This is a genomic window from Marinospirillum sp. (genome assembly GCF_014859565.1).
The window spans coordinates 17,119-34,002 of record NZ_JACUUA010000021.1 but is presented as its reverse complement, the minus strand read 5'-3'; the positions used below and the strand labels follow the sequence as shown (position 1 = coordinate 34,002).

At 51.9% G+C, this 16,884-nt stretch carries 7 protein-coding genes; 5 read left to right on the top strand and 2 right to left on the bottom strand.

The annotated features are described in order from the left end of the window. Positions 1-28: 28 nt before the first annotated feature. Together IBX50_RS05045 and IBX50_RS05040 are read left to right on the top strand one after the other, a co-directional pair. The gene (locus tag IBX50_RS05045) at positions 29-2,023 is read left to right on the top strand and encodes an ATP-dependent helicase (protein WP_292253956.1); all 1,995 of its coding nucleotides are present in this window, start codon (positions 29-31) and stop codon (positions 2,021-2,023) included. Positions 2,024-2,100: 77 nt separating this feature from the next. Further along, a complete protein-coding gene (locus tag IBX50_RS05040) occupies positions 2,101-8,184 on the top strand; it encodes a strawberry notch C-terminal domain-containing protein (RefSeq protein WP_292253953.1) in 6,084 nt (2,027 codons plus the stop codon). An 89-nt stretch (positions 8,185-8,273) separates the two neighbouring features. Here the strand turns inward: IBX50_RS05040 and IBX50_RS05035 are convergent, their stop codons facing one another. Then, positions 8,274-11,555, bottom strand: a complete 3,282-nt coding sequence (locus tag IBX50_RS05035) for a type IV secretion system DNA-binding domain-containing protein (protein WP_292253951.1) — start codon at positions 11,553-11,555, stop codon at positions 8,274-8,276. Positions 11,556-11,706: 151 nt separating this feature from the next. Between IBX50_RS05035 and IBX50_RS05030 the strand changes: the two genes are divergently transcribed. After that, positions 11,707-12,078: a hypothetical protein gene (locus tag IBX50_RS05030; protein WP_292253950.1), complete on the top strand. Its 372-nt coding sequence runs from the start codon at positions 11,707-11,709 to the stop codon at positions 12,076-12,078. An 89-nt stretch (positions 12,079-12,167) separates the two neighbouring features. Here the strand turns inward: IBX50_RS05030 and IBX50_RS05025 are convergent, their stop codons facing one another. Next, entirely contained in the window at positions 12,168-13,841 is a 1,674-nt protein-coding gene (locus IBX50_RS05025; protein WP_292253949.1) for a hypothetical protein, read from the bottom strand. Positions 13,842-14,129: 288 nt separating this feature from the next. On the opposite strand from IBX50_RS05025, the gene IBX50_RS05020 reads away from it, so the two are divergent. Beyond that, the gene (locus IBX50_RS05020; RefSeq protein ID WP_292253948.1) at positions 14,130-15,581 is read left to right on the top strand and encodes a hypothetical protein; all 1,452 of its coding nucleotides are present in this window, start codon (positions 14,130-14,132) and stop codon (positions 15,579-15,581) included. Positions 15,582-15,596: 15 nt separating this feature from the next. Further along, entirely contained in the window at positions 15,597-16,880 is a 1,284-nt protein-coding gene (locus tag IBX50_RS05015) for a toprim domain-containing protein (RefSeq protein WP_292253947.1), read from the top strand. Positions 16,881-16,884 lie beyond the last annotated feature (4 nt).

Here is a 16,884-nt window from a genome sequence, read left to right as displayed (position 1 = left end):
TCCAAATCCTGAAGCTCTTGGTCTGACCATGACCGCACCGCAGCTTGCTGTGGTGCATCATGAAGATGGCCCACTTTTGGTGCTGGCCGGAGCAGGCTCCGGCAAAACCGCCTCGATTGTGACTCGGGCAGGCCGAATGATTGATGAGGGGGTGATTCCTGAACACCACCTGATGCTGACCTTCAGCAAAAAAGCAGCCGAGGAAATGCGCAATCGTCTGGATGGTCTGGTGGGGAATGCCCTCTCAGATCGAATGCAGATTCGCACCTTTCACGCCTTCGGGGATCAGTTCATCCGGGCATACCCTCAGGAGTGCGGTCGCCTACCCGACCACACCGTGCTGGATGAAAAAGACCAAAAGAATCTTTTTGTTCGGATGCTCCGGGAGATGTTCAATGTAGATAACCAAAAGATCGCCAGCCTTGATCTGAAAGGCTGGCTGCGAACCTATTCCTTGCTGGCGCAAGAGGGTTATTCCGCAGGCATGCGAACTGCTGCCCAGCCGTTTACCGATCACTTCAGCCGCTACGGCATCGCAGATCAGCGCCAGATGAACTGGTTCTGGAAGGCTTTTTCTGTCTTCGAGAAGCTCAAGGCCGAACAGAATGTATGCGACTTCAACGATCTTTTAACGCTGCCTGTTCGCGCCCTGGAGACCAATGCCGATCTCTCAAGGGATGCAGGAAGGCGTTACCCATACATCACAGTGGATGAAACCCAGGATACCAACCAAGCTCAATACCGCCTGATCAAGGCGATCGCTCAGCACCACAACAACATCGTGTTCGTGGGTGATGATGATCAGTCACTGTACAGCTGGCGCGGGGCTCATCCTGAAAACCTGCAGGACTTTGTCAGGGATTTCCAACCCAAGGTGCTGAAGCTTGAAGAAAACTTCCGATCTTCCCAGCCGCTGGTAGCTGCTGCATCCCAGCATATCGCCTGCAACCTGAATCGAATGGAGAAACAGCCTTTTTCGCAAAATGACAATGGGCCTCCCCCACTACTGGCCAAGCATCGCAATGGCGACATGATGGCCGAGGTCATTGTTGAGGAGATCCAGGATGCCGTGCGCAATCTGGGTATGTCCTATTCAGACATTGCCATCCTCTCCCGCACCAACCAGATTCTGGAGCTGCTGCAGCCGCATCTTGCCAAGGCAGGTATTCCTTTTGAAGTTTATGGCGGCATGAAGATCATGGAGAAAAAAGAGATTCGCTTGATGTTGTCGCTGGCGCGCTTGGTCACGAACCCTCGCGATCAATCTGCCCTTCAGGTTATTACCGAGGGACTGAAAGGGTTGGGGCAAAAAAGCTTTGAGAAGCTTTGCCTGATGGCCGAGCAAGAGTTTTCAGGCAGTCTTCTGGATGCTGGCCGGATGTTCCCCGGTAAAGCCGTTCAAGCTGTGATGACTCAACTGGCCGACCAGGTTGATCACCTGCGTGAATACGGCCCCTCTGAACTGAGGGATGCGCTGGTCAATCGCTCATCTCTGTTCAGCCAGACTTTCCAGGGCGAATCCAAGGAAACGCTCGATGCCCGTCTTAATCGCATCGACACTTTGCAGGAGTGGATCTCGACTGGCTTAGACAATGCCACGCCTGATGTGCTGGCCAATCCTTGGCAAGCGGTTTCCCGTGCGCTGCTTGAAGAGCCCGATTCGGGAAGCAGCGGCAATCAGGTCACCTTATCAACAATCCACAAGGCGAAGGGTCTTGAGTGGCGTTTCGTGCATCTGGCCGGTTACTCCGATGGACTGATGCCCTATGCCCGAGGCGAAGAGAAGATCATAGAAAACCCAGAGGAAGAGCGCCGACTGTCTTATGTGGCGCTCACTCGTGCCAAGGAAGTGTGTCGCCTGCATCATGCTGATGACTTGTTTTTGGGGTATCAGCGAGTGAGTTACAAGCCAAGCCCTTATCTTCAAGAGCTGCCTCATGTCGAGCTTCCGAGCATGATTGATTTTGAGCGTAAGGCCGACCAGTCCTACCGACGCCATGGGTTCGGGTGCCGGCCACGCTAATCAAAAATGCCGCAACCAAGTATTCAGGCTGTGGCTATAACCTTGCACAAGTTCAATATTCGAATCTGGAGTCACCCATGAAAGTAGCATGGACCAACCTACCCAAAGGCTTAAAGCTTGTGATAACCACCAGCAATGGTGCGGCTTATCCTAAAATCATCGGATCGCCTGAGGCGCTAGATCGCTGGATGCCTCGACTGCAGGAGATGCAGGCAGGTAACCCTGCCAGTATTTCAATTGATGATACCGGTGTGACCTTCAGTTCAATGATGGCTTTACCAAATCAGATGCAGATGCTGACCTTGTTCGGTAGCGAGAGCGGTGTCATTCAGGCCGAGCTGAGTGAAGTGTTGGCTGATGATGATGCGGTTCGATGGGCGCTGGCTAATGGCTGGGTAACAGCTGAAGACGCGAGCATTCTGCTTGAGGCATACGAACCCATCGCAGAACCTGTTGCTGAACCGGCACCACAGGGTGCACCTGTAGCGCCGGCAGAGGCGGAACAACAGCAAGCGCAAGCGCAGCAGTCTTCTCTTGATGTTGATCCTGAAGAAGATCTCGGCACAACCGTTGATGTTGAGCCGCATTCCGAGGTTTCAGAAAATGCGCTCATTCAAGATGATGAGCGCCTGGCATGGATTGACCTCAGCGCTTATGGTATGCGCCTGGCGCTTCGTGAAACAGATCCGGCATACCAAGCGCAGGGTGGAGCTGAATCTCTGCCTCTGATTGAAGCAGATCAAGGGATACTTCAGACCTTCCGTACCCAGCTTGAAGCGCTTGGTATGACGGTTATGGATAACAACGGCCAGCTGACAGTCTTCTGTCATAGCGTGGAAGAGATTCCGTCCTATGAGGCCTTTGAAGCCCAATTCCCGATGATCAACCTGACCGAAGTCAGCCTGGCAGATATTGAGCGACCACGCGGTGTTGATTACACCCAGGCCAGCCCTGTCATTGACTTTGATAAGGTGGATTTTGGCCCCATGCAGGATGCCATGGTGAAAGGGCTGCTATCGCGTGCCAAGCGTGCGCTACAGGGTGATACCTCAATTGCACCCATAGACGATCAGGCAATGATTGATTTGGCCTCGCGCTATACCGGCATAGCCCCTTCATTGTTCAGCCGCGAAATTACCAACTTCAGTATGCGCGATCTTCAGGAAAACCTGGAGGCAGCGGCGGTTCGTGCAGCCCGTGAATTAGCCTCAACTGCGATCAGCGATGGTCAGTATGATCCTTCTCTTGCAGAGGCCCGCATTACCGCGCTGGTCTCCACGCTCCCCAAAATGGATATCCGCACAGGTGAAAGTCAGACGTTGATGCAGTTTTCAACCCCGCTTCACATGGGATTGCTGGCTCAGAAAACACTGGGCATTAAGCCGGGTGATTCGCGCAGCGTTTGGGAGCCCACCATGGGTAACGGCGCCCTACTGACGCTGGTTGATCCCAAAAACATCAGCGGGATTGAGCTGGATGCCAGTCGCGTTGCTCGACTGAAAGCTCAGGGCATCAATGCCATTCATGGTAATGCCATTGATACCACGGCAGTAAAGGCGCGCAGCCAGGATGTGATCGTCATGAATCCTCCTTTTGGACAGTTGCCTGATGAGCATCGCAAAGGAGCCAAAGGACTGACTTATTACAACATCCTGAACAGCAAGGCGCGCATGGATTTGAGTCGCCAGGATCATTGGATCACCCTGAAGCACCTGGATGCCATGAAAGATGACGGTAAGGCCTTTATCATTCTGGGTGCGGAATCACCAATGAAGTACGAGCCAGGTCAGATGTCCAGTAAGTCCAATCGCTTCCGGCAGATGATCCATGATACCTACGAGGTTGTGGGTGAAGCCTGGGTATCAGGTGACCTGTATAAGCAGCAGGGTGCCGCATGGCCGCTGCACATCATTGCAATCAATGGGCGCCGTGAAGATTTAGGCGATGTGCGCTTTGAAGAGCAGTTGCCGACAATTCACTCCATGGACGAGATGAGAGACCTGTTAGATCAATGGTCAATCAGCATGGGTGAACTTGATCTCAATATACCGGGGATGCCTGAGCAGAGTGAAAAATCCACACGCACACCCGGACAGTCCGATCCTAAGGATTCTCAAAAACAGGTTGATCCTTTAACCGGTATGGCGCTCCCTGAAGAAGATCGTTCTAAGGAAGACCCGTCTGAAGCAGTTGATCTGGACGAGGCTGAGCCAGAGGAGTCTGCAGCACCTGTAACGGAAGATCCCGAGCCAGAGGAAGTGGCTGCCGAGGATTTGCCGGAGATTGCTGAAGATGCACCTCCTGCGCCTGTCGAGCAACCTCAAGAGGTGTCGGAGCCTGCTGATGATAAAGAAATCGGCTTTGAAGACAAGATGGTGCCTTATGTTCCGGCTTCCAAGTTAAAGTCGCTCGAAAAGCTGGTGCCTGCCAATTTGGCGGCTCCGATTCAAAAAACACTGCGCAAACTAAAGCGTAAGCACGGTGATATTGATGATTTTGTGGCTGCTGAGCTTGGATGGACGCACGAGCACTTGAGTCAGGTTCTGAGTGCCGAGCAGGCTGACGCTGTGGCGATGGCGATTGACAAGGCGCGCACAGGGCGCGGCATCGTGCTGGGCGACAAAACAGGGGTTGGCAAAGGGCGCATTGTTGCCACCATGATTTCCTGGGCATCAAAGAACGGCATTCGACCTGTATTCCTGACTGAGACAGCAGGCCTGTTTGAGGATATGGTGCGCGATCTTAAAGATATTGGCGAGTTTGATCGTATTAAGCCATTGATTACGAACCACGATGCCAAAGTCAAGGATCAGGCGGATCGCGAGGTGGTCTGGCGCGGCATTAAGTCTTCAGAATTTAAAGCGATTCGTAATTCGAGTGATTTAGGTGAATATAACGCCATCTTCTCCACCTACTCACAGTTTAACCGCCCTATGGAGAAAAGCCACAAGGCACAGTGGCTGCTGCAAGCGGCATGGGGCAGCTTGGTTATTATGGATGAATCTCATAATGCGGCTGGCGCTGGCACGAATACTGGAAACAACATGGCCGCTGCACTGGATGTGGCGCAAGGTGCGATGTATGCATCAGCCACCTGGTCGAAAAACCCAAAGAACATGGGGGTTTATGCTTACAAGACCAGCCTGGCTGCAGGCACCAGTCCCGAAGAGGTTATTGAGACCATTACGCAGGGCGGGATTGCGGCTCAAGAGGCTGCAGCCACTATGCTGGCTGATGGTGAGTATATTGCCAGGGCACATCCCGTTAATTATCTGCCGGAGCTAGAGGTGGTGCCTGAGTATTCAGAAAAGCATGATCTGAATCTGCGAGATATTGGCGATAAAATGTCCCGCGTTTACGACATGTTTCTGTTTTTATCCGGTCAGACACAAGAAACCGCACAAAAGGAAAACAAGGCAATCGCCCAGGAAATTGAGCGGATGCCAGAAGAAGAACGGCAAAAAGCTCAGGGCTGGTCGGTTGACTCCATCATGTTTGCTTCACGCATGTGGCAGTTTGAAAAACTGATGAACTACATCACGCTTTCTGCGCATGCGGTAGACAAAGCGATTGATGAGCACAAAAAAGGCAGAAAACCTTTTATTGCTGTTGACTCTACCATGGAAGCCTTTATCACGGAGCTGCAGGCCATTGAGATGGCTGAGGCATCCAATGAGGGTCGCAGTACGGATCAGTTGCGCACCAAGGCCAGCTTTCAAAGCTACATGATGCGTTATCTGCCCAAGTTGGTTACCGTCAAGCGCATGGATCGCTATGGCAATGTCGAAGAGGCTAGTCTTTTTGATATTGAGGACATGCGAACCCGCTGGCTCAACGATGAACTCCCCTCGGATACTGATGACTCTGAAGAAAAGAAAGTTGAACGCATGGCGATTGCTTTTTTTGAAACAGAGGAGTTGATCAAGGAGTTTCCCGAGGATCTGCCGATTTCACCGGTGGACTGGATTCGCCATAAGCTGACCGAGGCAGGACTCAATGTGGTCGAGGGCACCGGTCGCCAGATCGGCTTAGACTACAGCGTCAAGGGTGATCCGATATTCTTCAAGCGCAGCAAGGAGGATATGGACAAGTCTCTTGCCATCAGTCAATTCAATAGCGGGGAAGCCGATGTACTGATTGGCAATCGGTCAATATTCACCGGTTTTTCCATGCATGCCTCCACCAAATTCAAGGATCAGCGTGAGCGCAGCATGCTTTTTCTGGATCCACCACTTGATCCGAACAAGGTGGTGCAGGCTATGGGGCGCATTGACCGCACCGGTGCCGTGGAAGGTACTCGCCCCCACTTCACCTTCCTGGCCTCTCCGATGCCGGGTGCCAAGCGCCCTGTTGCCAATTTGATTCGCAAACTGGCCGGATTGAACGCATCAACCACGGGCGACCGTAACGTGGATTTAGAGGGCTTGGGTGAAGACCTGTTCAACGAGGTGGGCGACCTGGCAGTGCTTGAAGTGCTGACTGAGCGCGAAGATGGTTACCGGATGCTTCGTAAGCTGAACTTCAATGTGGAACAAGAAATCGAGAATCAAGCTGGATATAAACTGGCTGGCGCGAATACTGGGTTAGCGCGTCGCTTTACCGGACGCATGGTTGCCCTACCGGTTGCCAAACAGGAGGAGCTGTACGACCAATTTGAAAACCGTTTCCGTGAAAACCTGCAGCAACTAGAATCCGAGGGGCGCAATCCGCTGCGCTCCCATGTTTTGGATTTGCGTGCAGAGACTGTGGAAAGCTTTATGATTGAGCCAGCCACTGGAACTTCATCTTTCCAGAGCGGCGTTGATGCCGAGGTGATTGAGTATGAAGTGCCCTATCACCCAGTTCATCCTGAGACCGTACACAAGACGATTGCGGAAACACGCAGCAAAGCCATGGCTCGCGGTGATGCTGACTGCAAGCCATTAAAGCATGTCATTGGCGCTATTGCTGCCAAGATGGTCGGTCAAGAGGTGCAGCGGCTGCGCAAGCTCTATCCAGATGTTGAGTGGGATAACCAGGATAAGCGCCGGCACTTCCTGAACAACCTGATGAACGCGAATGAGCACACGACTTATCCAAGCAAGAAACATGAGGCGGCAGTAAAGATCTTCCAGAAAAACAGTGATCTGTTTAATCGGGTTGAATCCATTGCCGAGATGCTTGCACCGGGCATGGTGGTTCAGGACTACCCTCTTGATAACACGCGCTACACCAACAGCAGTACAACATTGCTGTTGGGCGGGATACAGCCGGCCAATGATCCGAGTCATTTAGGTTCGTGGAATCTCCGGTTTTATTCTACGGATCCTGAGGTGGGCGCGATCGACATCTCATTGAATCAGCTGCTGACAGCGCTGGATGGTGATACCGGAACCAATATCCAGTCCGAAATCGCCAGCAGCGAGATGATTGACATGATTTTTGATGCGGACGCTCAAGAGCAGCAAACCTTCAAAGCACAGCGTGTTGTTTTAACCGGCAACCTGTTCAAAGCGCACAGCAAGGCCAATTCCATGGGTGCAGGACGGATCGGTGCTTATACCGATAAGAAGGGCTACAAGCACCTGGGTGTGATCATGCCATCGCACTGGAGTGTGACTGAGTTGCAAATGGCCGTGAAAAAAACCTCATTTTCAATCAATGACAGTCAGACTGCTGCCGATTATTACCGGAATCTGGTGTCCGAGCGACCTGATCAAGCGGTGCTGTACAGCCGCCAGGCGTATGCAGCAACCTTTGAGGACAGCAGTAACAAGCATAAATCCAATGAGGTTGGCTCGGGCGTGATCCTGCAGCATCAGCGCTCTAGTGGTGGTGTGCGCATCATTATATCAGGCATCAAGAAATATAATCAGGCGCTGATCAAGGATAAAAAGCTCAAAGAATTTTTGAATAGCGGTGATTTTGAGCAGGAGTCCAGCAACAAGCGATTCATGTCAGCCTACCTGAAGCCCAACAAGACTGTAGAGGAGCTGATGGCGCACCTGATTAAACATCATGGTATGGCCTTTGCAGGCAATCCAATGGATCGTGAATGGTACAACGACTACATGGAGACTAAAGTACAGCTGCAGAGGGACATTGAGGCGGATGAAGATGACCCGGATGATGAGGTCGAAGCCGAATCTATGGTCAATCATGAGGCAGCTCCTGCTGCCTGAAGGAGACCGGCAGCCTCGACCAATCTGCACCTCCTACCAACAAACAACAAAGCGCCTTTCGGCGCTTTGTTGCAGTTCTGTGCCTTGCTTTACCAGATCAGGTCGGTCACAGCAGCGCCTCCTGAGTCATCACCATCATCGGAATCTGTGTCGCTTTCAGTGGGTCTGGGCAACTGATCTTCGGTCGTGACTGGCGATGGATCAGTAAAGGGGTTTACCTTTTTCATCGAATCATCAGGGTCAAAAGCATTGCTGGCACTTAAAGCATCATCAGAAGTGCTGTCAGCAAAAGGCATGACCACCGGTCGTGCTTCATGCCCATCTGCCGAAATGGTGCTCGTTATGGGCGTGGGCGGAGGCTGAGCTACACGAGTCTGGCTTGTGACGCTGGACGCTTCGCGTGATCCTTCAGAATCATCCTCTTGAGTCTTTTTATGACCAAGATTTAACTTATAGTCAGTGCGACCGCGACGCTTACGACCATCGGATGGCTTAACGCTGATATTAAATGGTGCTGGCTGCGCCGCCTTTGAGTCACCATCATTATTGTTCTGCGTTTTGAATTCCGCTACATGAGGGGGAGATTGACGACTGACAATACTGCTCAGCAGACTGTCTGCAGCCATGTTGGCCTTTTGCAGCGGGCTTTCATCTTCAACAAAGTCCCATACACCCTGCCCTTCTCGATTGACCTTGGGTGAATTCTCGATAGATGCCATCCCCTCCTCCATATCTTCAGCCAGACTGGCAATGTCACTGTGCCGCTGCGCCTCATGATCTGTTATAGGTTCAGCCTTCCCTGCAAAAGGATCGAAACCGCCATCGATTGGAGGCGGAATGAGCGGCTCTTCCACTTTTACGTGCGATGGCTGATCGGTTGACCCGGTCTGGCTGCCCTGCTCATCTCGCTCCTGGTACATGTCAACGGCAGATGACTCGTCATCATCTTCTTCACCGAGAGATTCATTATCAGTGGCGGTCGTTTTGCTTGAAGCTGACTCAGAGGGTGTTGTTTGATTAGAGGGCTCGGCGTGATCAATGTGCTCATCAAACAAGCCTGATTCAGAATCCTGAGGCTCTGATTCAGCTTCGCTTGATGGAATTGCCTTCGGCGGAAGGTCGGTTTCATCGGAGTCACCAGAAGCGCCCGACTGGTCGGATTCATCATCGACTCCGGCTTTGGTCTTGCCATCCTTTGATCCCGGTGGCGACTGTATAGGCATATTGAGCTCAGCCTTGTCGGCACGCACCAGCGGGTTTTTAAACTCTTCGTTCTCTTGATCTTTATCCGGCATTGCGCACTTGATGATGCCAGGTAGGTCGTGACCGGTAAAGGGCTGAACAATGGCGCGACTATCCAGATTCTGGCGAGAGATCATGACTTCACCCTGAATGTACTCAGTCATCAGCGTGGTAGCCAGTTCAATCGGTTCGCGCTGCTCAGCTTCTGCAGCCTTTTTGCGCTGACGATCCAGGAATTCAATGACATTGATGGGAAGAGAGGACTGCTCCATCTCTTTGATAATTTCAAGGCGGTCGGAGCGGGCTTTGGCGCGATCCGGGAAGATTGAGCCTGGCAGAGGAACCATATCCATGCGCTGGGCATTTTTGGTTTCCGGGATCTTCACGTAAGGCATGGCAATGGGCACATAGAAATTGTTGTAGATCAATATGCCCTGACCTTCTGACAGGTTGGATAAATCCGACACACTCAAACGAGCAACGCTCTGATAGGATGGGTCGGAATTGATCTCCCTGCCCTGCTGGTTTGTTGTTTTACCGGTGGTTTTTAAAACCTCGATTTCACCCAATCGCTTGGAGGCAACATCAGCGGTTTCCCAGTCCTCGTTTTTCAGAAAAATCTTGATACCGGTGTTGGAGAGAATGCGCTGAGCTTCATTGTCACCGGCTTTTTTAAAGCCGGCATATTCCTGACCGGCAAAGATGGCTGATACGCCTAGTGAGCGCGCCTGCGCCACCACATCACCAAACCCTTCAACGGCATAGGAGCCGTATTCGTCCATGATGCAGAGGAGCGCTCGGGGAGCATTGGTTGGGCGGCGATCAACGATGGATTTTTTGGAGCCAGACAGTCGTCCCGAGATAGCTTGTGAGAGGGCTGACTTGATACCGGCTACGGCCATCCTGCCTAATGAGGATAGAGAGCTTGGTGATTTTTCCAGGGCGGGCAACATCACCATCAGGATGCGCCGGTTGTACACAACGTCCGGGAAGTTAATATCAGAGTAGGTCACGTCACAAACGTGAGCATAGGTACCGGTCAACATGGCAAACAGGCCGGTGAACTGCATAGTGAGAAAACCGTGCTGTTTGTTGGGTTGCTCCATTAACTGTACGCGCTTACCTGGATCTTTTTCTTTGGCTGCATCCCTAAAGCCAGGCAGTTCATCCAGATAGCCTTTAATCTGGTCACGGGCAAACTCCGGCACCCGGTCATCCTTTTCAAGAGCTTCGAGCTTTTCAAGCACCATGTGATCACGCAGCGCTTGAACAGAAGTTTGTATCCAGCCTTCGTCACGCAATGCGCAAAGAGCCTTCATCAGGGTGCGCAGCAGAGCTTCTGCACGATCCTGCCACATCTTGTTGTCACCCCCGCCTCCTTCATTACCAAGCAGTGCGGTGCCTAGCTCAAACAAGGTGTCGGCAGTACCGGTGCCAAACAGGTTGTAGGTGTTCGACTCAATGGCACGAAATTCCTCCCACTCTTCGCGCTCCTCATTCAGATCAAAGGCAAATTCAACGTCAGCGGTGGCACCGACCACGAAGTTCAGAACCAGCAGGTCCTCAACGCGCCCGCACAGAGCGGCACAGGCATACAGTTCAAACCAGGTTTTGGGGTCGGATTTACCATCCACAAAAATCAGGCCTGATCCAGACACGATGGCCTGATACATCAGACCCATCAGCGATACGGTTTTACCGGAACCGGTGGTGCCAAACAGCAGGATGTGGCGACGCGCCTTATCATCATTGGCATACACCTCTTCCATGGTGAAGCGGTTATTACCAAAAGCCCAATCGCCATCACCGCCCTTATCGGGAGGGGCGTCAATGATGTGCCATTCCTCATCCACAAACATTTTTTTGGCGTTGGAGACCGGTTTTAAGTAAGGCCCTCGACCCCGTCCAAAGCCGCTTTCATCACGTATATTGCGATTGGTGCCGATAATGGCTGTAACGATGGTGAGCAGCGTCCAGAGAATAGGGTACTGGGGCAGCAGCACCATAAATGCGGCCAGCGTCCAGAAGTAAATATGCAGATACCTTCGGACATTTAAGCCAATTTGGTAGGCTGTGGAATATGCCGAGCGGTACGTTTCAGCATTATCCTTCAGTGATTCGCGAGCCATTCAAGTATTCCTATATCTATAATCTGCAAAAAAGGGGGTTGCAGGTGTCAGCCCTTTGGGCTTACTCTGTCTACATGGTACAAAACGGGAATACCTGTACGATTTCATCAGGAGCCCATACCTTTAAAACAAGGCACTGCGGAGGTGTCCGATGAATATGACTTACAATGTTTTGAATACTCTGCTGCACAGGCTTCTGGAAGAAGGTGAGGAGCTAGGCGTGATTACGTCCTTCAAGGATCTCCCTCAATCCATTGTTCTTGATTCATTCAAGGTTCGCGATCATGTGTATGCCTCAGTCAGCTATCAAACCGATCAGGATCATGGCGAGGAGCCGGACGAACCCATTCAAGAGGCTCGTCTCTTTTTGCGGGTCGTTGAGGATATTCCTGAAGAAAAGCGGCGAGAGGATGTAATTGATGCGGTCTGGCGCTTTACTGCGAAAGGTTTTGAGCAGGAGCGTGGCGAATTGAGCGACCTGGAGGCATTCATGGAGATGCTGTCAGAAGCAGCGGAGAACTGATCTTCTGCCCGGACTCAGGAGGCGGATCAATACAAGGCATCCAAAAGAAAAGGCCACCGAAAGGTGGCCTTTTGCATCAGACATGCCAATCAGGCACCAGGGCCAGCATTGTTATAAACAGGGCGCTGCGCTGCAGGAGCTTGAGCTGGGAGATGCTCACCCTGCATGGGTGCAGCAGCAGCCTGCTCCCTTGCAGAGCCAGCGGCAGCCTGATCGAGCTGATTCAGCATTTCATTAGGATCAAGCGGTGCAACATTGGCAGCAGCATGATCCAGTGCCGGATTGTAGGGCTGTTGGGGCGCCTGAGTGGCTGGTTGCTGCGCAACAGCCTGTTGTTGAGCTTTCGCCTCAGCTTCAGCCTGCTTCTGCTGTGCAGCAAAAGTCTGCTGATAGCCGGCCACTGTATAATTGCCGGTACGATCTCGCGCCACAACCAGACCACGCAGAGCCGGATGTAATTGCAGGGGCTGACCGTCCGGACCTTTAACGCACTCAATCGGGTGCTTGATCAGACCCTGCTCATCTTTGAGCGGATAACTGACCGTGAGGTTGGAACCATTAATATAGCTCTGCAAGCCTTCCACTTGATCCTGGGTCTTGCGACAAGTGGCATCGATGGGCACCAGGCCGAAAAAGGCTGAGTCGACTTTACCGCCAATTAGAACTTGGTTGTTTTGATCGACAGGCAGATCAGTTACAGAGCGACAGGTGTAACCACCGCCTTTGTATATTGCTTCGATAGGTTCAAATGGACCCGAAGCATCACGATCAAAGGGTTTTTTGCTCAGAGGGGGAGCTGTCTGACTGCCTGGGTAAGAGACAACCGGAATAGCCAAAACGCGAATCCCATTGCCGAATGTTTGGTTCATTTCTTTTTTGAAATCTTCAATCATTCCAGCTAGATACTGACCATCAATGGGGAGCGTGTTGAGGATAAGGCCGCCATTTTTATCTTTTGCATAAGAGCCATTGGACTTTCTGTACTTTCTTTCGTCTGTGTAATGCTCAGGCCATTCAGAATCACTTTTTGGTGTCCTGTTCTGCATGATGAAAGAAGTCCTTTGCGCAGGATCATCTTGATTGCCCTTCATAATGCTGAGCACCTGACCCTGCGCGTCCTGTGCAACCAAAATCACGCCAAAAGACTTTTGACCATGCACAATGATCTCGCCATAATTTTGATTTGTTTTGGGATCTATATAATCCGTTCTTGGTATATGGGTGCGGCGGCTAAAATGTTCATCTGCCTTTGCGCAAAGATCATCAACTACGCTCGGGTTATCAACGGGCACTGCATCTTGAAGAAAATGGAGGTTCCAGATCCTGAGTCGATTGTCGTTGGTCTTGTCTGGGGATATCTGGGCAACCGCAGGGCCGGTAACCACACTTACTGGATCGCTCCCGAGGCGCAACAAGTAACGTACTTCGAAGCATCCATCCTCTGCGTTCCAAATCGAGTTGTCAGCTGAAAAAGCCACGCCTTTGTACTTTTTCGCTTCCTCGGCCTTGATGTAGGCAGTGCAAGGGCCGCGATGCTTTGCCTTGGAAGCATAGACTTTGCGCTGCTCCATGGAAATAGCATTCATGTTCATTCGGACACGAAATACCTGTGCATCGGGGTTATTCTCCTCACCATAAAAAACTGCATCAAAGTAGTTTTTTGATGGATCGTTAGGATCGGGAGAATGAACGTCTTTGACGAAAAAATTAAGCTTCTGACGCTCCGACTTTTGGGTATCAGTATTCTGATTGGTGTTGGCCATGATGATAATCCTCGCTTCTTGATCAAAGAGCCCAGTTCTTTACTCGATTGAATGGTTTTCCCTTTACTCGGATTGGTCGGGCTACACCCAATCAATAAGGGATTCCCCTATCCTAGCCACAATAAAATTTCTTGGGTTTTTGCTGGCGATCAGAACCACCCCAGAGAAGGTTTGCCCCTTGAGATACCAAGTAAAAAAACCTTGGCTATACAGTGGCAAAAGCCTGTTTTCATGCAGATGCGTACTGATTTGGTGCAGGCTGATCATTGAAATAGCGAGGGTTTTGCCATGAGCAAGCAAGCAGCAGATGACGTCAGCAAAACACTGACAGAAGAAGAAATTGCCAAGCAAGAGCAGCTGCAACAAGCAGAGGCTCAGGAGCGTGAGCGCGCCCTTAAAGAAGAGGCGATCAAAGAGCATCAAGCCCAGAGCATTCGGGGCAATAAATCAGGCCGCCAAGCTGCCGCGATCAAGCAGGTTGGCCAGATGCACAATAAAGGACTGAAGTATCAAAAGGAGCCAGAAAAAGTCTGGGACAAGTTTACGCAGGGGGCTGGCAGGGTTGCAGACTTTGGCTCTGCTGCAGGAAAAGCCATTGCGATAGTGGGTTTTAGCCTTTTAAAAATGATCGGGCGACTGTTAGGGCGTGTATTTGTGTCCATGGGCGGCAGCCTAATGGGTACCAAGGTCGCCTCCCCGGATGATCAACAAGCCGTTAGCTTGTCTGCGGATGCCGGTAGCGAACCCGGTAAAGAGCCTGGTCAGGAGCCAGAAAGCAAGCCCGAGGGCGCAGAGACAACTGCTGATACTGGCATGAACTTAAAACAACAGGTTGATACCGCCTTGAGTGAATTTAAGTTAATAGAGGTAAATGAGCAGTTAGGTAAATTTATCGGTGCATACAAAGACCAGATTCAATCACCCGAGGATATGTTGAGACTCATGCCGTCTGATGAGGATTATGCCTCACTCCCGCAGCAGTTGACCGAGTTTGTGGCGAGTCATCCGGAATTTTCTTCTGTCGAGCAATTTCTGGCTGGGTACCTGGCCTTGGATCAAGGGAAAGATCCTGCCGAAGCCTTTCAGGCTTATGAGAAAAAGCCGGTTACTGAGATGGAGGCCGCTTCCACTGAAGGCCTACAGCAAGATGCAGAAGATCCTGACACTGAGCGCCAGCCCGAAGATGATCGCATCAACCGTTCCAAGGGCAATGTGATTGACATTGATCGTTTCCGAGAGGCTGTCAACGAAGCCAGCATGGACTCACCATCTGCCGCCATGGATGCCGCCCTGAGTGAGACGATTGAGGACTTGGATCGGATTAATCAAGATGACGGGGCTGACTCTCACCCTAGATCAGATCTGGCAAAAGCTCAGTCTGAACTAGGTGATGATGAAGATGGCATAAAACGCAGCCTTAAAGCCAGCCAGGCTGAAAAATTCAATGCGATCCTGGATGCGACCGGCATATCAGAACTTGCGGAAAGCTCTGATATTATTCGTATGGATGAGTCGCAACTCCCTCCCCTGCCGGAAGTCGCCGCAGAACCCCAGGTTGCTCCGACCATCGAAGCGCCGGAAGAGCCAACTCAACCCATGGATCCAGAAGCTGCTGATCGTGATTTAAAGGCGCTTGAAGGTTTTGAGGATTCGCGCCAGCCTGATGGCTCGGAACCCGCATCTGATCCCGGAGTAGATGAGCTTGAGCGTCCAAGGGATCGTAACGGGCCAGACCTTTAAGGTGGGGTATTCGGAATGACCAAAGCCGTACTGGTTGTGGAATCTCCACACATGATAAAAACCGCCACGGATGCCCTGTCAGGGCATCCTGCATTTGATGGCTGGCAATGGAAGGGGGCAGCCACCTTTGGTCACTTGATGGATTTGCGCAAGGAGCCTTTTGACTTGGAATGGTCACCGGTCAATCCGGCTATTTTGGAAGGGTTTGTGGAGCGCATTGCCGAGGCTGACCAGATAGTGGTCGCCACTGATCCTGATGATGAGGGTGAGCGCATTGCATTTCAGGTGCGCTCGATTGCACAGATGGTCAACCCTGAAGCCAGAGTTAATCGAATCCGAACCCATGCTTGGGTGCCTGACGTGTTGAATGAGGTGCTCGGCAACCCATCGAAATTAGTATTCCATCCGGAAGCCGCCTTTAGTGCGGAGCGTCGCAGAGCTTTTGATCGCATGGTCGGCATGGTTTTTGGAGCGCCAGGCCGCATTAAAGGGGCGTTCCTGCGAGCTTGGCAGGAGCAACCGCCACCCACGCACTACAGTGATGAGCGGGTGATCGTTCGCCCCCCGGGTTGCGCCAGCCTTTTGATGCAGGCAACAAGGCATGGTTTGTCGGTTAAAGAGGCTTATGATCAGCTGTGCGATGCCTGGGCAAAAGGGCAGGTCTCCTACCCTCGAACCGATGGAACGCTTTACGATCCCAGTCTGGCGGCGCTTGCAGTGCGCATCGCACAGCAGCGCGGCATTCGAAACGCCACCGGGCAAGACCTGATCGGTGAGAACGGCAGTCACACTGCCTTGGTGCCAACGCGTGTCAGGGCGGGTCGTAATGAGTCTGGTATTCTGGAGATCTTGCGCGATCTGACTGCGTCTGCGGTGAGCGGCAAGCCGATCAGACCCCCTTCATCCGGGCAGGCGATGCCTGAAGATGCTCGCTGGCTTTCGGTGGCGCAGCGCCAGCAGTTAGGTCGCCCTTCCACATTATCGAGTCATATTCAATCCCTGTCCGGCGAAACCCTGCCGGGACAGCAGGGACTGACCCCCGCTGCATCAGAAAAACTGAATCGAACCCCTGAGGGATTAACCGGCAGTCATCAGGCAGAAATAGAGCAAGCAATGTCCAATCCCGGTATTCGCTTGAGTGATTTTTTTGAGCGGCTTGGTGCAAAGCCAGCGCCTGGTGAGTTGAAATCCAGCTCCTGGCAAGCTGCTGCTCAGTCTGTTAGCGAGATGATGCCGGGAATCAGCCGAACAGAGATGGCGCAGCGATTAAAGCGATCAGATCTTAATTTTACAGTTTAAGGAG